Origin of the sequence: Achromobacter anxifer (assembly GCF_903652925.1) — a bacterium.
Classification (GTDB): Bacteria; Pseudomonadota; Gammaproteobacteria; order Burkholderiales; family Burkholderiaceae_B; genus Achromobacter; species Achromobacter anxifer.
In genome coordinates this window covers 116,791-137,552 of sequence record NZ_CAHLAR010000013.1, presented here as the reverse complement: position 1 = coordinate 137,552, position 20,762 = coordinate 116,791, and the positions used below count along the sequence as shown (strand labels likewise).

General features: G+C 65.4%; 19 protein-coding genes. 8 read left to right on the top strand and 11 right to left on the bottom strand.

The genetic code is table 11. From position 1 onward, the window contains the following. The first annotated feature begins 128 nt into the window (after window positions 1-128). Window positions 129-1,154: an HTH-type transcriptional regulator GntR gene (gntR, locus tag HWY37_RS30140; protein ID WP_175209442.1), complete on the top strand. Its 1,026-nt coding sequence runs from the start codon at window positions 129-131 to the stop codon at window positions 1,152-1,154. A 9-nt stretch (window positions 1,155-1,163) separates the two neighbouring features. Here gntR and HWY37_RS30135 read toward each other — a convergent pair whose 3' ends face one another. The 9 genes from HWY37_RS30135 to HWY37_RS30095 all read right to left on the bottom strand — a co-directional run bounded on the left by HWY37_RS30135 (window position 1,164) and on the right by HWY37_RS30095 (window position 10,247). Then, the gene (locus tag HWY37_RS30135) at window positions 1,164-2,051 is read right to left on the bottom strand and encodes a DMT family transporter (protein ID WP_175209443.1); all 888 of its coding nucleotides are present in this window, start codon (window positions 2,049-2,051) and stop codon (window positions 1,164-1,166) included. A gap of 12 nt (window positions 2,052-2,063) precedes the next feature. Further along, window positions 2,064-3,128, bottom strand: coding sequence for a histone deacetylase family protein (locus tag HWY37_RS30130; RefSeq protein WP_175209444.1), 1,065 nt, complete (start codon window positions 3,126-3,128; stop codon window positions 2,064-2,066). 17 nt (window positions 3,129-3,145) lie between these two features. Then, on the bottom strand, window positions 3,146-3,436 hold the full coding sequence (locus tag HWY37_RS30125; protein WP_175209445.1) for a cupin domain-containing protein: 291 nt from the start codon (window positions 3,434-3,436) through the stop codon (window positions 3,146-3,148). A 38-nt stretch (window positions 3,437-3,474) separates the two neighbouring features. Next, a complete protein-coding gene (locus HWY37_RS30120; protein WP_176090506.1) occupies window positions 3,475-5,106 on the bottom strand; it encodes an ABC transporter ATP-binding protein in 1,632 nt (543 codons plus the stop codon). 9 nt (window positions 5,107-5,115) lie between these two features. Then, the gene (locus HWY37_RS30115; protein WP_176090505.1) at window positions 5,116-5,955 is read right to left on the bottom strand and encodes an ABC transporter permease; all 840 of its coding nucleotides are present in this window, start codon (window positions 5,953-5,955) and stop codon (window positions 5,116-5,118) included. Further along, on the bottom strand, window positions 5,952-6,959 hold the full coding sequence (locus HWY37_RS30110) for an ABC transporter permease (protein ID WP_176090504.1): 1,008 nt from the start codon (window positions 6,957-6,959) through the stop codon (window positions 5,952-5,954). The genes HWY37_RS30115 and HWY37_RS30110 overlap by 4 nt, the downstream gene beginning before the upstream one ends. Window positions 6,960-7,058: 99 nt before the next feature. Then, window positions 7,059-8,633 carry an ABC transporter substrate-binding protein gene (locus tag HWY37_RS30105; protein WP_176090503.1) on the bottom strand — a complete coding sequence of 525 codons (1,575 nt, stop codon included), beginning with the start codon at window positions 8,631-8,633 and terminating at the stop codon, window positions 7,059-7,061. Window positions 8,634-8,773: 140 nt separating this feature from the next. After that, on the bottom strand, window positions 8,774-9,508 hold the full coding sequence (locus tag HWY37_RS30100; protein ID WP_175209450.1) for a FadR/GntR family transcriptional regulator: 735 nt from the start codon (window positions 9,506-9,508) through the stop codon (window positions 8,774-8,776). Between the two features lie 472 nt (window positions 9,509-9,980). Continuing rightward, window positions 9,981-10,247, bottom strand: coding sequence for a hypothetical protein (locus HWY37_RS30095; protein WP_175209451.1), 267 nt, complete (start codon window positions 10,245-10,247; stop codon window positions 9,981-9,983). 146 nt (window positions 10,248-10,393) lie between these two features. Here HWY37_RS30095 and hemN point away from each other — a divergent pair, with 146 nt between their 5' ends. After that, window positions 10,394-11,821 carry an oxygen-independent coproporphyrinogen III oxidase gene (gene hemN, locus HWY37_RS30090; RefSeq protein WP_176090502.1) on the top strand — a complete coding sequence of 476 codons (1,428 nt, stop codon included), beginning with the start codon at window positions 10,394-10,396 and terminating at the stop codon, window positions 11,819-11,821. A 20-nt stretch (window positions 11,822-11,841) separates the two neighbouring features. On the opposite strand, the gene HWY37_RS30085 is transcribed toward hemN, so the two are convergent. Continuing rightward, window positions 11,842-12,582 (bottom strand): response regulator transcription factor, encoded by a 741-nt coding sequence (locus HWY37_RS30085; RefSeq protein WP_175209453.1) that lies wholly within the window; start codon window positions 12,580-12,582, stop codon window positions 11,842-11,844. Window positions 12,583-13,139: 557 nt separating this feature from the next. On the opposite strand from HWY37_RS30085, the gene thrS reads away from it, so the two are divergent. The 6 genes from thrS (at window position 13,140) to ptsP (ending at window position 19,408) form a co-directional block, all read left to right on the top strand. Then, entirely contained in the window at window positions 13,140-15,092 is a 1,953-nt protein-coding gene (gene thrS / locus HWY37_RS30080; RefSeq protein WP_175209454.1) for a threonine--tRNA ligase, read from the top strand. Between the two features lie 20 nt (window positions 15,093-15,112). Further along, entirely contained in the window at window positions 15,113-15,664 is a 552-nt protein-coding gene (gene infC, locus HWY37_RS30075) for a translation initiation factor IF-3 (RefSeq protein ID WP_175209462.1), read from the top strand. A 154-nt stretch (window positions 15,665-15,818) separates the two neighbouring features. After that, the gene (gene gshB / locus HWY37_RS30070) at window positions 15,819-16,796 is read left to right on the top strand and encodes a glutathione synthase (RefSeq protein ID WP_176090501.1); all 978 of its coding nucleotides are present in this window, start codon (window positions 15,819-15,821) and stop codon (window positions 16,794-16,796) included. Window positions 16,797-16,814: 18 nt separating this feature from the next. Further along, window positions 16,815-17,216: a PTS sugar transporter subunit IIA gene (locus HWY37_RS30065; RefSeq protein ID WP_175209456.1), complete on the top strand. Its 402-nt coding sequence runs from the start codon at window positions 16,815-16,817 to the stop codon at window positions 17,214-17,216. A gap of 109 nt (window positions 17,217-17,325) precedes the next feature. Further along, on the top strand, window positions 17,326-17,595 hold the full coding sequence (locus tag HWY37_RS30060; protein ID WP_175209457.1) for an HPr family phosphocarrier protein: 270 nt from the start codon (window positions 17,326-17,328) through the stop codon (window positions 17,593-17,595). A gap of 103 nt (window positions 17,596-17,698) precedes the next feature. Next, window positions 17,699-19,408: a phosphoenolpyruvate--protein phosphotransferase gene (ptsP, locus tag HWY37_RS30055; RefSeq protein ID WP_175209463.1), complete on the top strand. Its 1,710-nt coding sequence runs from the start codon at window positions 17,699-17,701 to the stop codon at window positions 19,406-19,408. A 100-nt stretch (window positions 19,409-19,508) separates the two neighbouring features. Here the strand turns inward: ptsP and amt are convergent, their stop codons facing one another. Beyond that, complete coding sequence (gene amt / locus HWY37_RS30050; protein ID WP_175209458.1) at window positions 19,509-20,747, bottom strand: ammonium transporter; 1,239 nt, start codon at window positions 20,745-20,747, stop codon at window positions 19,509-19,511. Between the last annotated feature and the right edge of the window lie 15 nt (window positions 20,748-20,762).

The window sequence follows — 20,762 nt, the reverse complement described above, 5'->3', positions numbered from 1 at the left end:
TTGTCTCCTATCCGTTTCCCGGATTTTTAGGTTTATGCTGCGATGAATGTTAGCGCTAACATTTTGCGTTTGGCAACCCCCTGTTTTTTGCGTCAGACTACGCGCTAACCAATCGATGCCGAGGGCAAATGTCCATCCGTAAACCCCGCAGTTCGCGCGCCGGCCGCGTCACCATGCAGGAGGTCGCGCGCCGCGTGGGCGTGAGCGCGATCACGGTATCGCGCGCGCTGCGCACGCCGGACAAGGTGGCGGAGGAACTGCGCCAGCGCATCGCGCGGGTGTGCCAGGAACTGGGCTATGTGCCCAACCATGCGGCCAGCGTGCTGGCGTCGGCGCGCTCGCAGACCATCGTGGCGCTGATCCCGTCGCTCAGCAACGTGGTGTTCGTCGACATCATCGCGGGGATCAAGGAAGAGCTGGACCGTCACGGCTATCACATGCTGATCGGCGTCACCGGCTATTCGCCGGATGAGGAAGAGGCCTTGCTGCGCAAGTACATGCAGCACGCGCCGGACGGGCTGATCCTGACCGGCATTGACCACAATCCGGGCGTCTGGGAGCTGCTGGATGCGCAGCGCATTCCCACCGTGCATACGATCGAGACGCTGGACGGCGGCGAGCACATGAGCGTGGGCTTTTCGCAGTTCGACTCCGGCTACGCGGCGGGCCGCCACCTGGTGGAGCGCGGCTACCGGCGCATCGGCGTCGTCGGCGCGCAGCTGGATCCGCGTTCGCTGCGCCGTTGCGAAGGCTGCCGCCAGGCCCTGCGGGACGCGGGCCTGTATGACCCGGCCCTGGAGATCATGACGCCTGAGAAGTCATCCATCAGCCTGGGCGCAAGCTTGCTGGAAGACCTGCGCGCCGCGCATCCCGACTGCGACGCGGTGTTCTTCTGCAACGACGACCTGGCCCAGGGCGCGGTGTTCCAGTGCGGGCGGCTGGGGGTGCCTGTGCCTGAAAAGATGGCCATCGTCGGTTTCCACGACGTGGCGGGCACCGCCTGGACCACGCCGCCCCTGTCGACGATCGCCACGCCGCGCTACCAGATCGGCGTGTCGGCGGCCCGCTTGCTGATGCGCCATCTGTCGGGCCAGCCCGTGGAGGAACGCCACGTGGACCTGGGCTTCAAGCTGGTGCAGCGTGAAACCAGCTGAACGCCGGGCTCAGGCCCGGCGCAGCGCCAGGAACACGCCCGAGGCGATGATCAGCGCCATGCCCGCCAGGGCCAGGCCGTCCGGCGGGCGCTGGAACCATAGGGTGCTGAACACCACGGCCAGCAACAGCTGGAAGTAATTGAGCGGGGCCAGCGTTGCCGCGGACACGCGCTGGAACGCCGAGATCAGGAAAATCTGCGCCAGCCCGCTGCAGGCGCCCAGGCCGACGATGAAGAGCGTATCGGCCAGGTCCGGCCAGGGATCCGGCAGGAAGAATGGCGCCGGCAGTCCCGTCACGATCAGGCAGATGAAGGCGGTGTAGGCATACTGGACCGGCCCCGGCACCTTGCCCGAGAGCTTGCGCGTCAGAACCTGGAACACGGCGTAGCTGACCGCCGACACTGCCATCAACAGGGTGCCCAACCAGGGCAGGTTGGAGCCGGGCCGCACGATCAGCAGCATGCCGCCGAAACCGGCGGCCACCGCCGTCCATTGCGCGGGCCGCACCCGTTCCCCCAGCAGCCAGGGCGACAACGCCACCATGATCAGGGGCGAGGTGAAGTAGATGGCCGTGGCTTCCGACAGCGGCATCCAGATCAGCGCGGTCATGAAGCAGGTGCCCACGGTCGCCAGCAGCAGGCCGCGCAGCACCAGCAGAGGCTTCTCGGGCGCGTCGCGCAGCCGCGGGCCGCCGCGGTGCCGCCACAGCAGGACCACCGCAAGCACGGCCACCGCCGAATAGCGCATGATGTTCAGGAAGGGCGCGGGGTAGCGCGCCAGCATGTGCTTGGACCCCGCGTCGAAGGTGGCAAAGACCGCCAACGCCGCAAAGAACAGCAGGATGCCGGTCTGGCGCGAGGCGGCCGCGGAGGGCAAGGCGATAGGGATGGAGCTCATGTCGGCGCCGGCTCAAGCCGCTGCCCGGGCCGCGCCCTCAAGGAATGCGTCCAGCGCCGGGCCGATGGCTTCAACCATGTAGCCGCCTTCCTGCACGATCACGGTGGGCAGGCCCAGGCTGGCGACGCGCGCGCCGATGTCGCGATAGGCGTCGATGTCGAGCTTGAGCACGCTGATGGGATCGTCCTTGTAGGTGTCGAAGCCCAGGGCCAGCACCAGGGCTTGCGGCGCGTAGCCGGTCAGGGCCGTGAGCGCGGCGTCCAGCGCCCGCAGGAACTCGTCGTTACCCGAGCCGTGCGGCAGCGGCAGGTTGAGGTTGCAGCCTTCGCCCGCGCCGTGCCCGCGTTCGTGGGCGTAGCCGGTATAGAAGGGGTAGTAGCCGGCCGGATCCGCATGCAGGGACAGCGTCATGACGTCGGCGCGCTGGTAGAAGATGTTCTGCGTGCCGTCGCCATGGTGCGCGTCCACGTCCAGCACCGCTACCTTGGACCAGGTCTGCAGCAGCCGGCTGGCGGCGGCCGCGCTGCTGTTCAGGTAGCAGAAGCCGCCCGCGCGGTCGCGGTGGGCGTGGTGGCCGGACGGCCGGCACAGGGCGTAGGCCATGCCCGCCGTGTTGGCGACGTGGTCCGCGGCGGCCACCGCGCTGTGGGTGGACCGCAGCGCCGAACGCCAGGTCTGCGGCCCGATGGGACAGGACAGGTCGCTCAGGTAGTAGCCCGTCTGGGCCACGATGGAGGGCGATGGGCAGGGGCCGCGGCCGGTCAGTTCGACCCGGCCGTTGTAGTAGGGGGAAAGATTGGGCAGCACTTCCGGGCCGGGATCCGCGGTCGGCGATTTCAGGGCCTGCCAGCGCGTGTAGGCGGTTTCCAGGTAGTCCAGGTAGTCCTGGCTGTGGATGTCCACCAGCGGCTTGCGGCCGTAGTCGGCCGGCGCTTCGACCTTGATGCCGCGCGCGGCCAGCGCCCCTTGCAGGCTTTCCGCGCGCGACGGCAGATCGGTCGGGGCGCTGATGCGTCCCAGCCGCATGAATTGCCGCGGCGAATGCAGCAGCTGTTCCTCGGAGAAAAACGCCTTCATGGCTGCCCTCGCTGGCGTCAAGCGCGCTTGAGTTCGATTTCGACGAACACGAATTCGGTATCGCTGGGGTTGATCACGTTGTGCTCCACGCCGACGGGGCGGTAGTAGGCGACGCCGGTGGTGAGCTGGCTGGTGATCTCGCCGTCGGGGGTGTCCAGCAACAGCGGGCCGGTGGTCTGCGGCACGACCACGTAGTTCATGCCGTGGCGGTGCCAGCCCGTTTCGCCTCCGGGCGGAAAACGCCATTCGGTGACGGTGACCATGTCGTTGTCGATCTGCACGGTCGGTATGGCGGCGGGGCGTTGCATGGTTTTCTCCTTGATTGATATGGATATTCTTGTGCGCTTCAGGCCGCTTGCGCCTTGGTCGGGTCCCAATGCTGGCCGGGGACCGCGGCGATCAACTGCCGCGTATAGGCGTGTTGCGGGTTGTCGAAGATCTGCGCGGGCGAGCCGTACTCGACCACCTTGCCGCGATGCATGACCAGCACGGAATTGCAGATCTGGGCCGCCACGCGCAAATCGTGGGTAATGAAGACCAGCGCAATCTTCAGCCGTTGCTGCAAATCATGCAAGAGCTGCAGGACCTGGGCCTGGACCGACACGTCCAGCGCCGACACCGATTCGTCGGCCACCAGCACCTTGGGTTCCAACGCCAGCGCGCGCGCGATGCCGATGCGCTGGCGCTGGCCGCCCGAGAACTGGTTGGGATAGCGGTCGAAGGCGGACGGGTCCAGCCCGACCAGCGACAGCAGTTCCCGCACCCGGGCCTCGGCCTGGGCCCGCGGCACGCCGTTGGCGACGGGGCCGTCGCTGATGATGCGGCCCACGGTATGACGCGGATTGAGCGACGCGAAAGGATCCTGGAAGATCATCTGGATGTCGTGGCGCAGGGGGCGGAAGCGCGATTCCGGCATGGCGGCGATATCCTGGCCGTTGAAGATCAGTTGGCCGCCGTTGATGCCGACCAGCTTGAGCAGGCACTTGCCGATGGTGGATTTGCCGGAGCCCGACTCGCCCACGATGCCCAGGGTTTCGCCGCGCCGCACGCTGAAGCTGACGCCGTCCACGGCGCGCACTTCGCGCTTGCCGCCCAGCCAGCCGCGCCCGACCACATAGGTCTTCCTTAGATCCCGCACGTCCAGCACCGGCGCGTCGTCGGCGGCAGGCGCGCGCTCTTCGCCGCGGCGGTGCGGCACGGCGGCGATCAGGCGTTGCGTGTAGGGGTGGCGGGGGCGGTTCAGCACCTCGTCGGCCGGTCCTTGCTCCACCAGGATGCCTTTTTCCATGACGGCGACCCGGTGGGCGATTTCGGCCACCACGCCGAAGTCATGGGTGACGAACATCACGCCCATGCCTTTCTCTTTCTGGATGCGGGCGATCAGCGCCAGGATCTGCGCCTGGGTGGTGACGTCCAGCGCCGTGGTGGGTTCGTCGGCGATCAGCAGCGCGGGTTCGAGCGCCAGGGCCATGGCGATCATCACGCGCTGGCGCTGGCCGCCGGACAGCCGGAACGGGTAGACGTGGTAGAGCGTTGCGGGATCCGGCAGGCCCACGAAAGCCAGCAGTTCCAGCACGCGCGCCAGGCGCTGGGCGCCGGGATAGGCGTTGTGCACGCGCATGACTTCGCTGATCTGCTCGCCCACCGTCATCAGCGGATTCAGCGCCGACAGCGGTTCTTGGAAGATCATCGCCATGTCCTTGCCGCGCATGGCTTGCAGGGCGGCTTCGTCCTGACGCAGCAGGTCCTGGCCGCGGAACAGGATGCGGCCCTGCTGCGGCGTCAGGTAGTCGGGTAGCAGGCCCATGATGGCGTTGGCGCTCATGGACTTGCCCGAGCCCGATTCGCCGACGATGCAGAGGATCTCGCCTGCGCGGATCTCGTAGGACACGTCTTGCACGGCATAGGGGCGATCGCCGCCCTTGGGCAGGGCGATGCTCAGGTTCTGGATGGACAGCAAAGGCGTGGATGGTTGCATGTCGTCCTCCTATTCGCCGCGCTTGCGCAGCTGCGGGTTGAGGGCGTCGTTCAGGCCTTCGCCGATCAGGTTGATGGCCAGCACGGTCAGCAGGATGGCCACGCCGGGCCAGACGCTCATCCACCAGGCTTCGCGGATCATGGTGCGCGCCGCGCCGATCATGAAGCCCCAGCTCATCAGGTTGCGGTCGCCCAGCCCCAGGAAGGACAGCGACGATTCCGTCAGAATGGCGGTGGCGACCATGAAGGACGCCGACACGATGATGGGCGACATGGCGTTGGGCAGGATCTGGGTGCTGACGATGCGGGCCGGCGTCTGCCCGATGACGATGGCGGCCTGCACGAATTCGCGCTGCTTGAGCGTCATGAACTCGGACCGCACCAGCCGCGCGGCCGGCGGCCACGACACCACCGCGATGGCGCCCATGATGGAGTAGACGGAGGGGCTCAGGATGGCCACCAGCACCACCGCCATCGCCAGTTGCGGGATGGTCTGGAAGAACTCGGTGAAACGCATCAGGGCGTCGTCCACCCGGCCGCCGCAGTAGCCGGCCACCGAGCCGACCACGATGCCGAAGACCAGCGCCACCGTGGTCGACAGCAGGCCCACCATCAGCGAGACCCGGGCGCCCCAGACCAGCCCGGCCGTGATGTCACGGCCCAGCATGTCGGTGCCGAAGGGGTAGTCGGCATTGGTGAAGGGCGGAATCAGCGGGTCGGCCACCATCATCCAGGGAGATTCCTCGTACAGCAGCGGCGCGGCCAGGGCGACGACGACCACGATCAGCATGATGGCCAGTCCGGCCACCGCTCCGTAGTTGCGCATGTAGCGGCGGGCAAATGATTTCATGCGGCGGCTCCTTGCTGGCCACCCGCGCCGATGCGCGGATCGATCAGGCGGTACAACACGTCGGTCAGCAGGTTGAACACCACCACCATGATGGATGTGACCAGGAAGATGCCCAGCAGCAGCTGGTAGTCGCGCTGCAGCAAGGCGTCGAACATCAGCCGGCCTATGCCGGGCCAGGCGAACACGGTTTCGGTCAGCACGGCGCCGCCGGCCATCTGGCCCAGCTGGATGCCGGCGAAGGTGATGACCGGCAGCAGCGCATTGCGCAGCACGTGGGCGCGGATCACGCGGCTGGGGCTCACGCCCTTGGCGCGCGCCGTCTTCACGAAGTCCATGCCTATCACCTCCAGCATGGACGCGCGGGTCAGCCGCACATACACCGCCATGAAGAAGCAGCCCAGCGTCACGGTGGGCAGGACCAGGTGCTGGGCGATGTCGGCCGCGCGCGCCCAGCCGCTGAGGCTGGCGCCCACGGTCTCCATGCCGAAGGCGGGCAGCCAGCCCAGTACCACCGAGAACAGCAGGATGCCCATCAGCGACAGCCAGAACAGCGGCGTGGCATAGAGCACCAGGGCGCCGGTCATGACCGAGCTGTCGATCCAGCGGCGCTTGTTGCGGTAGCGGGCCTTGGCCGCCACCACGCCGAGGAAGACGCCCAGCACGATGGAGAACACGAAGGCGCAGGACATCAGCAGGAAGGTGGCGGGCAGGCGTTCCAGGATCAGGTCCAGCACCGGCACGTGGTTGCGGTAGGAGAAGCCCAGGTCCAGCTGGACCACGCCCTTCAGGTACAGCAGCAGCTGGGTCATGATGGGCTTGTCCAGGCCGAAGGCCACGCGCAGCTGTTCGACGTAGGCGGCGTCGCCCGCGCCGGCCTGGCCCGCCAGCACGGCCGCGGGGTCGCCGGGCGCCAGGCGGATCAGGAAGAAATTGATGATCACCACGCCCAGCACGACCACCAGGGCCTTGCCGATGCGCGAGACGAGGAAAGACAGGAATTTCATGCTCGGGGTCCTTTCAGGTCGGGCGCGGTCCGCCATGCGCGGCCGCCGTCCGGCCGGGATCCGCCGCCGCGCAGGGTCCGCGCGGCGGCGTCCTGCCGCTTACTTCTCGATGTACACGTCGTCGAAGCTCTCGTTCAGGCCGATGGCGGTCTTCACCAGGTTCTTCACGTTGCCGCGGTAAAGCGTGGGGAACTCCATGTCGACCAGGTAACCGTTGGCGATCTCATTGACCAGAGTGGTCTGCAACTTGCTGTAGATCTCCTGGCGCTTGGCGGGGTCCACCTCGGAAGCGGCGGCCTCCCATTGCTTGTCGGTCTCGGGGTTGCTGTAGCCCTGCACGTTGGCGAAAGGCGAACCCTTGACGATGTTCGACGAGACATAGAGCCGCTGCACGCCCAGCGCGGGATCGCCGTACTGGTAGGTGAAGGTGGTCGTCATGTCGAAGTCCCAGTTGCCGGTGCGGCTGGCCCAGCCGCCCGCGTCGGTGGCTTCCAGGTTGACCTTGAAGCCCAGCTGCTCCAGCGCTTGTTTGGTGTATTCGCCCAGGCGGTCCCAGGTCGAGCCGTAGGGGAAGCTCAGCTGGCGGATGGTGTAGTCCTCGGGCTTGATGCCCGATTCCTTGATCAACGCGCGCGCCTTCTTCATGTCGAACGCCAGTGGCGGCATGTTCTTGTCGTAGAACATCTCGGTGGTGACGAAGGGGCTGGTGGACACCTTGCCCAGGCCGAAGAAGATGTTGTTGACCACCATGTTGCGGTTGATGGCCGCCATGACGGCCTGGCGCACCTTCAGGTTGTCGAAGGGCGGCTTGCGCATGTTGAAGATCAGGTAGGCCTGGGGCGAGAACATTTCCCAGCCGGCCGTGGTGTATTCGACCTTGGGCAGGGCGCGCAGGCGCTTGATGTCGACGTTGTCCACGTCGCCGCCGCGCAGCACGTCCACGCTGCCACGCTCGAAGGCCACCGCGCGCGAGGCCGAATCGGGGATGACGTTGAACACCAGCTCGTCCAGATAGGGCTTGCCGGGTTTCCAGTAGTCGGGGTTGCGGGTCAGCTTGATGTATTCGCCGCGCTTCCATTCCTTGAACATGAACGGGCCGGTGCCGACCGGCTTCTGGTTGGCGGGGTTGGTCATGTAGTCGGTGCCCGCATAGATGTGCTTGGGCATCATGGGCGCGAAGCCCGGCTCGAACATGAGCATGAAGGCGGGGAAGGGCGTCTTCAGCTTGATGACCACCGTCTTGGCATCCGGCGCCTGCACGGATTCCACGAACTTGTTCAGGATCACGCGGGCGCGGGCATGGGTCTTGGGTAGCATCTCCGCCAGCGAGAACACCACGTCCTCGGAGGTGAAGGGCTTGCCGTCATGCCATTTGACGTTGTCCTGCAGGTGGAAGGTGTAGCTCAGGCCGTCGGCCGAGGCGTCCCAGGATTTCGCCAGGCCGGGTTGCGGCTTCAGGTCGGTGGAGTAGGTCAGCAGGCTTTCGTAGATCTTGCCGGCGACGAATTGCGTCGGGCCCTGCTGGTTGATGGCCGTGACGATCACCGGCGGTTCGGGCTGGACGATCATGTTCAGCGTTCCGCCCTTGGTCTGGGCCAGGGCTTGCGTGGCAGGCAGCGCGGCCGCGAGGACCAGGGCGCCGATGCTGAGGGAGAACCATTTCTTCGATTTCACTGCGAGCCTCCGGGCTGGAAAGGGTCTGACAGGTGTCCGCGTCGCGGATGCGGTGCTCTGGCAAGCAATCCTCATGCCACCTGTGTTTTCAGGGGTACTGCGAGTGGAGCCGCTACAACAATGCTTCGTACAAGTGCTCTTCAGCGCGCCGCGCACCATTGCGGCGCACCGTTGTCGTCTCCAAAGTCCTCCCGCAGGCGTGCCAGGATGCCCAGCAGATGGGCATGCATCGCATGCCGCGCGCGGATCGGATCGCGCGCCTGGATGGCGGTCAGGATGCGCTGATGCTCGGCATGGGCGATGGCCCAGACCTTGGTGTCGACGAAGTAATCCTCCATGCGGCTGTACACGGGGCTCGTCTGCGTCAACTCCCACAGATGTGCCACCGACGCCGCCACCGCGGCGTTGCCGCAAGCGGCAGCGATGGCGTTGTGGAATTCGCGGTCGTGGCGGCCGGGAGAATTGCCCAGCGACATGCCTTCATGGGCGTCGCGGATGGCTGCGATCTGCGCCGGCGAGCCGTGCTGCGCGGCCATGCCGGCGCATTCGGGTTCGATCAGCATGCGCGCCTCGAGCAGGTCGAAGGGGCCGATGCCGTCCTGTCCCGGTGCGGGGTAGGCGGCGGGGGCGGCGGTTTCCCGGGCGGCGGTGACGAACACGCCGGTGCCCACGCGCACCTCGACATAGCCCTCGATTTCCAGCGCGATCAGGGCTTCGCGGATCGACGCGCGGCTGACCTGCAGTTGTTCGGCCAGCTCCCGCTCGGAGGGCAAGCGTCCGCCGCGGGGGAATTCTCCGGCCCGGATCCGGCCGGCGATCTGGTCGGCGATGACGCGGTACAGGCGGGTGACGGCGGCGGCTTGGAAGGTGTTCATCGATGGATGAGGCGAGAACTCGGGGCCAAGTGGTCAGGCCACCAATATAGGCATCCCATCGTTGAATATGAAGGGGAATTTGCTATTTCAAGGGAAAACGATCACAGGGATTCCACCTCTTTCTAGGAGGTGGTCAGGCCAGCTAGGAAAGGCTTGTGGAGGTCGCGGCAGCTACTGACCTGGTTGGCGTGGCCGGCAGCGCGGTTGCTGGGCTGGACGGTCTGGACGACTCGTGCCGCCGGTGCTGGCCGTCCGTCAGTCCCGTAAGTCACTGGTGCAGACGGACAGGGAGGCAGCGTCGCCATGGTCCCTGGCGACCGGTGGCCTGGTGGCGGCTTGCGGCGCATAGGAGCTGGGCGTGAAGACGCCGGGACCGGGATTCGCCCCGGTCGGGAAGGACCTTCCAAACTTGTACTGGCGGGTGACGCCGCCAGATTCGGCCTGCGGCGAAATGCCGTGGGGCGGGATGGCGCTACTGCGCCTCGTCGTCAGGTTCGGGCGTCTGCGTGAAGGCGCGGACCAGGCGCGCGATGCCGTCCAGTTCGTCGTGCGCGCCCACCACCCATTCCGGTTTTTCGAAAGGACTGTCCGAGGGCGCGTTGTCCATGTTTGCCTTCAGGTCGTCGAGCAGCTCCAGCGCCATGTCGGTGGCCTGGGGGCTGCTGCGGGTGGAAAGGGCGATGGCGATCGCCAGTGCCTGGCGCATGGCGAGCAGGCGGCCGTCCAGTTCAGTGCCCATGGTGGTTTCCTTGTTGTGCATCTTGGATATGCGCATTTTACGGGGACGCGGCTGCCGTGGCGTCCACTGCGGGGCACGGGCGGGAAGAGGCCCGGGTTTGCGCAAGATCAAGCCATGGTGGCCGGCACAGGCGAATAATTCCAGGTATGCAAGCCGCCCTACGCCCATCACAGACCGAATCCCAGGCGCATGCCGCCAGCCCCTTGTTTCCGCCGCAATTGCTGGCGAGACTGGACAAGAATGGACCCCGCTATACCTCGTATCCCACGGCCGACCGGTATCACGGCGGCTTTGGCGAACAAGACTACCGCCAGGCCCTGCAGCAGCGCCGCGCGGGGGCCCCAGCCGAGCCTTTGTCGCTGTACGTGCACATTCCCTTCTGCGAGTCGGTCTGCTACTACTGCGCCTGTAACAAGGTGGTGACTCGCCACCATGACCGCGCCGCCCGCTATCTGGACGCCCTGGCTGCCGAGATCGAGTTGCATGTGCGGGAACTGGGCGAGGGCGTGCCCGTGTCGCAGCTGCATTTCGGCGGCGGCACGCCGACCTTCCTGTCCGACGAGGAACTGTCCCGCCTGATGGCGAATCTGCGCCGCGCGTTCCGCTTCGAAGCCGACGCGGAAATCTCCATCGAGGTGGATCCGCGCACGGCGACGCCGGAACGGCTGGCCTACATGCGGGAGCTGGGCTTCAACCGCCTGAGCTTCGGTGTCCAGGATTTCGACCCGCGGGTGCAGGCGGCCGTGCACCGCCAGCAGTCCTTTGAGGATGTGCGGGCGCTGATGCAGAGCGCCCGCGCGCTGGGCTACGCGTCGGTCAACATGGACCTGATCTATGGGCTGCCGCTGCAGACGACGGAGTCCTTTGCCCGCACGATCGAACAGGTCATCTCGCTGCGGCCCGACCGCATCGCGCTTTATGCCTACGCCCATTTGCCCACGCGCTTCAAGCCGCAACGCCGCATCAACGAAGCGGACCTGCCCGATAGGGAAACCCGGGTCGGCCTGCTCAGCGCGGCCATCGACGGTTTCTTGAAGCAGGGCTATGCCTATATAGGCATGGACCATTTCGCGCTGGAAACCGATGCGCTGGCGATCGCCAAGCGGCGCGGCGAGCTGCATCGCAATTTCCAGGGCTACAGCACGCAGCCGGACCGCGATCTGGTGGCCCTGGGGGTATCGGCCATAGGCCGCATCGGCAGTACTTACAGCCAGAATGCCAAGGTGCTGGATGAGTACTACGCGGCGATCGAGGCCGGACGCTTTGCCGTGGAAAGAGGGCTTGCGCTGAGCGCGGATGACCTGGTCCGGCGCGAGGTCATCATGGACATCATGTGCCAGGGCCGCGTGGATTTTGGCCGGATCGAGGCGCGCCACGGACTGCGCTTTGCCGACCACTTCGACCGCGAACTGCTGCAAATGGCCAACCTGGCCGAATTGGGCCTGGTCAATCTGCGACCTGGCGAACTGCAGGTGACCGGCCTGGGCTGGTACTTCGTGCGGGCCGTCGCCATGGCGTTCGACGGCTACCTGCACGCGCCGGGCAGCGCCGCCAGCTATTCCCGGATCATCTGAGGCAGTGCCGGGGCCGCGGTTCATTCGGCGAACTTCTCGCGCAGATAGAGCGCCAGCGACAGGTCGTCGGACAGCTGCAGCTTGCGCATAGCGCGGCGCTTGTGCGTGCTGATGGTCTTCTTGCTGCGCATCAGCCGCGCCGAAATCTGCGTGACGGACAGGCCCTGGCTGATGTGCCGCAATATCTCCACTTCCGAGGTGGTCAGCGCCGAGTGCGGATGCGTGGGTTGTTGAGGGCGGATCTTGCCGTCCTGCACCATGAGGAAATCATCCTTGCCTGCCAGGACGCCCCGGATCATCTCCGGCAGCAGGACCATGCCGCATTCCTTGGAGAAATAGCCATTCGCGCCGGCGCGAAAGGCGGCGTACTGGGTTTCCTGGCGGTTGCCCGCCGAAAACGTGATGAGCGCCATTCCCGGGTGGTAGCGGCGCAGGCGTCGCAGATAGTTCACGCCGTCCCAGGGTTCCAACGGCAGATAGAAATCGACGAGCGCGACCTCGCAGGGCGAATGGGACAGTTTTTCCAGTAGGGAGCGCGCCGAGGTTTCCCGATGCACGACCCGGAAGCCGGGCCGGCTTTCCAGGTAGGCACCCACGCCAACGGCCACCACGGGGTGGTCGTCCAGGATGGCTACCTTGATGAGGGGAGGCGGCCGGGACAGGAGCAGGTGCCGGCGCGTGCCCGGGCGGTCGCCGGACTCGGAGGGCGCGATGTTGCGGGGAGGGGGCGCCTTGATGTTGGGCGCTGAGACAGATTTCATCGATGCTCCACAAGCAGGATGGGGGAACGCCGGCGGTCGGATGCGCAGGTCGCGTGTTTCCTCAATTTGCGAAGGCAGATTACGTTTTCACGTGGCGGGCCGGACGTGAAACGTGCCAATATCAGACTGTTGCACCATCGCCCTGTCATATAAGCGAGAAGCAGGCCGGGAAATATCCCGGTTTTAGGCCGTGATGACGCTCCGGGTTTGAGCCAGCCGCCCGGAGCCTCACTTTGGGTTGTGGCGCTTTTGCCACGGAAAAGGCGTAAGTAGTGCTACAATCGTGGACGATAAGCGCAGCTTCTGATGCGTTGCTTTTGATCCATGCCGCTTCGGCGCGCGCCGACAGGTCCAGAAACCATGTTTTTCCCGCTGGCACGAACTACGACCCGGAACTTTCGCCCTATGTCGCGTTAATTTTTCGTGCGTCGGGTTTCACCGTGTCAGGTCAGCGGTAGGACTCAGCAAGACAATCCAGGAAACGCGGCTCCAAGGCCGCGTTTTTCGTTTCCGCATTTTGTTTTTTCGTTCCAAGAACCCCCCAGGAAGCACTCCCGATGGTACAGATCACATTGCCCGATGGTTCGCAGCGCCAATATCCGGGGCCGGTAACGGTTGCCGAAGTGGCGCAATCGATCGGTACGGGCCTGGCGAAGGCCGCCTTGGGCGGCCGCGTGACGTTTGAGGGCTCGGATTCCAAGCTGGTCGACACCAGCTTCCGCATCGAGGACGACGCTCGCCTGGCGATCGTGACCGCCAAGGACGCCGACGGCCTGGACCTGATCCGCCACTCCACGGCGCACTTGCTGGCCTATGCCGTCAAGGAGCTGTTTCCGGACGCGCAGGTCACCATCGGTCCCGTGATCGACAACGGCTTTTACTACGACTTCTCGTACAAGCGCCCGTTCACGCCCGAAGACCTGGCCGCCATCGAGAAAAAGATGGCCGAGCTGGCCAAGAAGGACGAAATCGTCACGCGCGAGGAATGGTCGCGCGACGACGCCGTCGAATTCTTCAAGGGCATCGGCGAAAAGTACAAGGCCGAGATCATTGCCTCGATTCCGTCGAACGAGCCGCTCAGCCTGTACCGCGAAGGCGACTTCATCGACCTGTGCCGCGGCCCCCACGTGCCGTCCACGGGCAAGCTGAAGGTCTTCAAGCTGATGAAGGTGGCCGGCGCCTACTGGCGCGGCGACAGCAAGAACGAGATGCTCCAGCGCATCTACGGCACTGCCTGGGCGACCAAGGAAGAGCAGGAAGCCTATCTGCATATGCTGGAAGAGGCCGAACGCCGCGACCACCGCAAGATCGGCCGCGAGCTGGACCTGTTCCATTTCCAGGACGAGGCCCCGGGCCTGATCTTCTGGCACCCCAAGGGTTGGGCGCTGTGGCAGCAGGTGGAGCAGTACATGCGCTCCGTCTACCGCGACAACGGCTACCAGGAAGTGAAGGCGCCGCAGATTCTCGATATTTCGCTCTGGAAAAAGACGGGCCACTGGGACAACTACCGTGAAAACATGTTCACGACGGAGTCCGAGAACCGCGTCTACGGACTGAAGCCGATGAACTGCCCGGGCCACGTGCAGATCTTCAACGCCGGCCTGCATTCCTATCGCGAGCTGCCCCTGCGCTACGGCGAATTCGGCCAATGCCACCGCAACGAGCCTTCGGGTTCGCTGCACGGCATGATGCGCGTGCGCGGCTTCACGCAGGACGACGGCCACATTTTCTGTACCGAGGAACAGCTCCAGGACGAGTGCGCCGACTTTACGGCGCTGCTGCAGAAGGTCTACCGCGACTTCGGCTTCACGGAAGTGCTGTACAAGGTCGCGACGCGTCCCGAGAAGCGCATCGGCACGGACGAAGTCTGGGATACGGCCGAGGCCGCCCTGATGGAAAGCCTGCGCCGCACGGGTTGCGAATTCGAGATCTCGCCGGGAGAGGGCGCTTTCTACGGTCCCAAGGTGGAATACACCTTGAAGGACGCCATCGGCCGCCACTGGCAGTGCGGCACGATCCAGGTCGACTTTTCCATGCCCGTGCGCCTGGGCGCCGAGTACGTGGATCAGAACGACCAGCGCCGCCCGCCGGTCATGCTGCACCGTGCGATCCTCGGTTCGCTGGAGCGTTTCATCGGCATGCTGATCGAAAACCACGCTGGCGCGATGCCTCCTTGGCTCGCTCCGGTGCAGGCCGTCGTATGCTGCATTTCCGAACCTTCGGCCGATTATGCGGCTGAAATCACGCAAAGCCTGAAAAAACAAGGCTTTAGAGTAGAGTCCGATTTGCGCGGTGAAAAAATCACTCGTAAAATTCGGGAGCACAGCCTGCAAAAGGTGCCGTATATCCTCGTCGTCGGCGACAAGGAAAAGCAAAACGGCACCGTAGCCGTACGCGGACTGGGCGGATTGGACCTCGGAGCCATCGCATACGACGAATTCGTCGCGCGCTTGTCCGAGGACGTTTCCACCCGTCGCGACGTCGTTCATCCTGATAGCAGCGCTGCTTAACATTTCTAGGAGCTTTCAACATCGCCACTGAAAAAGCCAATCGCATCAACGGTGAAATCCGCGTCCCCGAGGTGCGCCTGATAGGTCTGGACGGAGAACAGCTCGGCATCGTCAAGATTGCCGACGCCTTCCGTCTTTCCGAGCAAAGCGACGTGGATCTGGTGGAAATCGCGCCGAACGCCGAACCGCCGGTCTGCCGTTTGATGGACTACGGCAAATTCAAGTACCAGGAGCAGAAGCGCCAAGCCGAAGCTCGTTCCAAGCAGAAGGTCATCCAGGTCAAGGAAGTCAAATTCCGTCCGGCCACCGACGAGGGCGACTACCAGGTCAAGCTGCGCAACCTGCGCCGCTTCCTCGAAGAAGGCGACAAGGCCAAGGTGACGCTGCGTTTCCGTGGCCGCGAAATGGCCCACCAGGAACTTGGTATGCGGGTGCTTGAACGTGTGCGCGACGATCTGGTGGAACTTGCCCAGGTCGAAGCCATGCCGAAGCTCGAAGGCCGTCAGATGGTCATGGTGCTGGCGCCGAAGAAGAAGGCTGTGCCCGCGGGCAAGCCTGAATCGGCGGCCTGAGCTCCTGCCGCGGCCTCCCCAGGGAGGCTGCGCCGCTCTTCCGACCCGCCGCTCGCCGTTGCGCCGGCGGGTTCGCTTATTGGGCGGCTCTGCGCTACGATGTCATAAAGCCGCCTTCCCGCCAGGGAAGGCGGCGTCCGTTCAGGGTGTCGCGATGCATGTTTTGTTCGTTTTGGATCCCTTGCCGCTGCTCAAGGCGTACAAGGACAGTTCTGTCGCCATGATGCGCGCCCTGGTGGCGCGCGGTCACACGCTCAGCGTGGCCATGCAGGGCGATCTCTATATCGAGGCGGGCACGGTCAAGGCCACCGCCACGCCCATCGAACTGGTCGCGGATGCAGATCTGCACGGCCACGACTGGTGGCGCGAGTCTTCCGCCCAGGATCTGCCGCTGGCGGATTTTGGAGCGGTGGTCATGCGCAAGGATCCGCCGTTCGACATGGAATACGTGTATTCCACGCATTTGCTCGAATACGCCGAGACACAGGGCGCGCGCGTGTTCAACGGCGGCGCGGCGATCCGCAACCACCCCGAAAAGCTGGCCATCACCGAGATCAGCGAGTTCACCGCGCCCACGCTGGTGACCCGCAGCATGGCTCGCCTGAAGGCATTCCACGATGCGCATCACGACGTCATCGTGAAGCCGCTGGACGGCATGGGCGGCACGGGCGTGTTCCGCCTGCAGCCCAAGGATCCCAACCTCAACGCCATCCTGGAAACGCTGACGGACAATGGCGCGCGCACCATCATGGCGCAGCGCTACATTCCCGACATCGTCAAGGGCGACAAGCGCATCCTGCTGATCGGCGGCGTGCCGGTGCCGTATTCCCTGGCCCGCATTCCGCTGGCCGGCGAAACGCGCGGCAACCTGGCGGCCGGCGGCCGCGGCGTGGCGCAGGAACTGTCCGCGCGCGACCGCGAGATCGCCGAGGCGGTGGCGCCCAAGTTCGCCGCCCGCGGCCTGCTGCTGGTCGGCCTGGACGTCATCGGCGACTACGTCACGGAAGTCAACGTCACCAGCCCCACCTGTTTCGTGGAAATCGCGGAGCAGACCGGCTTCGACGTGGCGGGCATGTTCGTCCAGGCGCTGGAAAAGGCGGTGGCGACCTCCGCCACCGCTGCCGCCGCCTGACCTGCCAGGATCCCCGCCATGACCACAGGTATTGTCATCGTCGTGCACGCGCCCCTGGGCGCGGCGATACGCGATTGCGCCAGCCACGTCATGGGCAACCTTGACGGCATGCTGGCCATCCACGACATCCTGCCTGAAGACCGGCCGGACGACCTGGCCCCGCTTGTCCTCAAGGACATCCTCGAACAGGATCACGGCGCGGGCGTGCTGGTGCTGACCGACCTGATCGGCGCCACCCCCGCCAATATCTCCAAGCGCGCCGTCTCCGATGCCCAGGCCCAGGGCATCCAATGCTGCGTGCTGGCAGGATTGAATACCCCCATGCTGCTGCGGGCCCTGACCTATCGCAATCTGCCATTGGCTGAAACCCGTGAAAAGGCGCTGGCTGGCGGGCTGCAGGGTGTCTTGCGTGTAGACTGACGGGCAGAGGTTTGCCCTATCATGTCGGCTATCGTTTCAGGTCGATGGACGGTTCGACGTTTTGCTGCAATCAACACTGCGGCGTTAAGCCGCGGTCACCACATTTCCTATGCCTAATACAGACATCGTCATCAGCAATAAACTGGGCTTGCATGCCCGGGCGGCTGCCAAGCTGACGCAGCTGGCAAGCAAGTTTTCCAGCGAGATCTTCATCTCGCGCGGCGCGCAGCGCGTGAACGCCAAGAGCATCATGGGCGTCATGATGCTGGCGGCCGGGCTGGGCGTGACGGTAAAGCTGGAGGCCTCGGGCAACGATGCCGAGCAGGCCCTTTCTGAAATTCAATCATTGTTCGATAGCAAATTCGGTGAGCAGGAATAGAATTTCTTCCGAATCCGCCGGCCTGAGCGCTGCTCGGGCCGGCTCGTCTACGACCCTCAATGACGCACACAACGGGGCTGGCTCTGCCAGCCCCGTTGTGTGTCTGTACGGCAAAGGCGTCGCCAAAGGATATGCCATCGGACGCGCCGTGGTCATGGGCGCGGCGGCGCTGGAAGTCGCGCACTACCGCATTTCGGCCGAGGACGTGCCCGCCGAAAGCAGCCGGCTGACCGACGCCCTGGCTTCCGCACAGCAGGAACTGCTGCAACTGGCCGATACCTTGCCGGCCGATGCGCCGCGCGAGCTTGGCGCCATGCTCAACGTGCATAGTCTGCTGCTGGGCGATCCGCTGCTGGCCGAACAGACCCTGGCTCTCATCGCCGAACGCCACTACAACGCCGAATGGGCTCTGACGACGCAAGGCCAGATCCTGGGGCAGCAGTTCGACGCCATGGAAGACGAGTACCTGCGCGAGCGCGGCGCCGACGTGCGCCAGGTGATCGAGCGCGTGCTGCACGTCCTGGCCGGCACCTCGGCGATCCTGCCTGACATGTCCCACATGGGCGGCGACGAAGCGCTGGTGGTCGTGGCGCACGACATCTCGCCCGCCGACATGCTGCGCCTGCGCGGCGGCCGTTTTGCTGCTTTCGTGACGGACCTGGGCGGCCCGACCTCGCATACCGCCATCGTGGCGCGCAGCATGGGCGTGCCCGCCGTCGTGGCCATGGGCAACGTGCGTGAACTGGTGCGCGACGGCGACATGCTGATCATCGACGGCGCGGCCGGCGCGGTGATCGTGAACCCGTCCGAACGCATCCTCGCGGAATACCGCGGCCGCCAGTCGGCCTATGCCGACGAGCGGGCCGAACTGAGCCTGCTGCGCGACGAACCCTCGGTCACCCTGGACGGCATCGACATCGTCCTGCATGCCAACATCGAACTACCGGAAGAGGCCGCGCTGGCGCTCGCTTCAGGCGCGCATGGCATCGGCCTGTTCCGCAGCGAATTCCTCTTCATGGGGCGTCCGGACCTGCCAGGCGAGGAAGAGCAGTACGAAGCCTATTCCTCCGTGGTGAAGGTGATGGCCGGCAGGCCCGTCACGATCCGCACGCTGGACATCGGCTCGGACAAGACGCTGGACGGAGAGGCCACGGTGGCCACCAATCCGGCCCTGGGGCAACGTGCCATCCGCTATTGCCTGGCGCGTCCCGAGATGTTCGCGACGCAATTGCGCGCCATCCTGCGGGCCTCGGCCCATGGCCCGGTGCGCCTGCTGATCCCGATGATCGCCCACATGCACGAGGTGGTGGCGACCAAGGCGGCCATCGAGGCCGCCCGCCGCGAGCTCGATGCCCGCGGCCAGGCCTACGCGCCCCACATGGAGGTCGGCGCCATGGTCGAGGTGCCAGCCATCGCCATCGCCATCGAACCCTTCGCGCAGGCGCTGGATTTCCTGTCTATCGGCACCAACGATCTGATCCAGTACACGCTGGCAATCGACCGCGGCGACCACGACGTGGCGTCCCTGTACGATCCGTTGCATCCTGCGGTGCTGCGCCTGGTCGCGCACACGATCAACGCGGGCGAGCGTGCCGGCAAGCCGGTAGCCGTGTGCGGGGAAATGGCGGGGGATTCGCGCATGACCCGCTTGCTGCTGGGGCTGGGCCTGACCGAATTCTCCATGCACCCGCAGCAGCTGCTGGACGTGAAGCGCGAAGTCCGTCGCGCCCACTCCAACGCCTTGCGCGTGAAGGTGGCCAGCGCCCTGAACCGGGCCTTGCCGGTGGACCTGGATACGCTGGGCCTGGCCTGACGCGCTGCGCCAGGGCATGAAAAAGGCGCCGGGGTGAAAACCCCGGCGCCTCTTTTTGCGTCCAGGCCCGCCGCCATGCGGCGGGCCGAAGCTGCTTGCCTTAGCTGTGATAGGCCGATTCGCCGTGGCTGGTGACGTCCAGGCCTTCGCGCTCCTGGTCTTCCGGCACGCGCATGCCGCACAGGGCGTTGGCGATCTTGTAGGCGATCCACGCCACTACGCCGGACCAGACGATGGTCAGCAGCACGCCTTCCAACTGGACCCAAAGCTGATGGCCGATCATGCCGGGCTCGGCCAAGCCGGGGCCGCCGAGGATCTGCGCATTGAACACGCCGGTCAGCAGGGCGCCGACGATGCCGCCCACGCCGTGGACGCCGAATACGTCCAGCGCGTCATCGGCGCGCAGCAGCCGCTTCAGGCCGTTCACGCCCCAGACGCAGACGATGCCGGCGATCACGCCGATGACCAGTGCGCCCACCGGGCCTACAAGGCCGGCGGCCGGGGTGATGCCGACCAGGCCGGCGACGGCGCCCGACGCGGCGCCCAGCATCGAGGGCTTGCCCTTGATGGCCCATTCCGTGAACAGCCAGGACAGTACGGCGCCCGCGGTCGCGATCATCGTGTTGAAGAAGGCCAGGGTGGCGTTTTCATTGGCGGCCAGTGCGGAGCCGGCGTTGAACCCGAACCAGCCCACCCACAGCAGCGCGGCGCCGACGAAGGTCATCGGCAGGTTGTGCGGCTGCATGGCTTCGCGGCCATAGCCCACGCGCTTGCCCACCACGTAGGCGCCCACCAGGCCAGCCACGCCGGCATTGATGTGCACCACGGTGCCGCCGGCGAAGTCCAGCGCGCCCTTGGCGTTGAGCAGGCCCGGCGCCGTTTCGGACGCGAACCAGACCATGTGGGCGATCGGTACATAGGCGAACGTGAACCAGATCACCGTGAACACCAGCACGCCGGAGAAGCGGGCGCGCTCGGCGAAGCTGCCGACGATCAGCGCGCACGTGATACCGGCGAACGTGGCCTGGAACGAGGCGAACAGCAGCTCGGTCAGCGAGTTCGACATGGCGTACTTGCCGTCGGCTGGCGTGAACATGCCGGAGAAGAAGGCGCGAGACAGGCCGCCGAAGAAGGCGTTGCCCTCGGTGAATGCGAGGGAATAGCCATAGATGAACCAGAGCACCAGGCCCAGCACAAACGTGCACAGCACTTGCAGCAGCACCGACAGCACATTCTTGCTGCGCACCAGGCCGCCATAGAACATTGCCAGGCCAGGCACGGCCATCATCAATACAAGCAGGGTAGAGACGAGCAACCAGGAGATATCCGCTTTATCCATTTTCAGGCTCCATTG

Coding starts and splice junctions, on each gene's coding strand:
- HWY37_RS30060 (WP_175209457.1), top strand. CDS start 17,326: ATGCCTAATACAGACATCGTCATCAGCAATAAACTGGGCTTGCATGCC.
- gshB (WP_176090501.1), top strand. CDS start 15,819: ATGCATGTTTTGTTCGTTTTGGATCCCTTGCCGCTGCTCAAGGCGTAC.
- gntR (WP_175209442.1), top strand. CDS start 129: ATGTCCATCCGTAAACCCCGCAGTTCGCGCGCCGGCCGCGTCACCATG.
- hemN (WP_176090502.1), top strand. CDS start 10,394: ATGCAAGCCGCCCTACGCCCATCACAGACCGAATCCCAGGCGCATGCC.
- HWY37_RS30065 (WP_175209456.1), top strand. CDS start 16,815: ATGACCACAGGTATTGTCATCGTCGTGCACGCGCCCCTGGGCGCGGCG.
- HWY37_RS30110 (WP_176090504.1), bottom strand. CDS start 6,959: ATGAAATTCCTGTCTTTCCTCGTCTCGCGCATCGGCAAGGCCCTGGTG.
- HWY37_RS30125 (WP_175209445.1), bottom strand. CDS start 3,436: ATGCAACGCCCCGCCGCCATACCGACCGTGCAGATCGACAACGACATG.
- amt (WP_175209458.1), bottom strand. CDS start 20,747: ATGGATAAAGCGGATATCTCCTGGTTGCTCGTCTCTACCCTGCTTGTA.
- HWY37_RS30135 (WP_175209443.1), bottom strand. CDS start 2,051: ATGAGCTCCATCCCTATCGCCTTGCCCTCCGCGGCCGCCTCGCGCCAG.
- HWY37_RS30130 (WP_175209444.1), bottom strand. CDS start 3,128: ATGAAGGCGTTTTTCTCCGAGGAACAGCTGCTGCATTCGCCGCGGCAA.
- HWY37_RS30100 (WP_175209450.1), bottom strand. CDS start 9,508: ATGAACACCTTCCAAGCCGCCGCCGTCACCCGCCTGTACCGCGTCATC.
- HWY37_RS30085 (WP_175209453.1), bottom strand. CDS start 12,582: ATGAAATCTGTCTCAGCGCCCAACATCAAGGCGCCCCCTCCCCGCAAC.
- HWY37_RS30115 (WP_176090505.1), bottom strand. CDS start 5,955: ATGAAATCATTTGCCCGCCGCTACATGCGCAACTACGGAGCGGTGGCC.
- HWY37_RS30095 (WP_175209451.1), bottom strand. CDS start 10,247: ATGGGCACTGAACTGGACGGCCGCCTGCTCGCCATGCGCCAGGCACTG.
- thrS (WP_175209454.1), top strand. CDS start 13,140: ATGGTACAGATCACATTGCCCGATGGTTCGCAGCGCCAATATCCGGGG.
- HWY37_RS30120 (WP_176090506.1), bottom strand. CDS start 5,106: ATGCAACCATCCACGCCTTTGCTGTCCATCCAGAACCTGAGCATCGCC.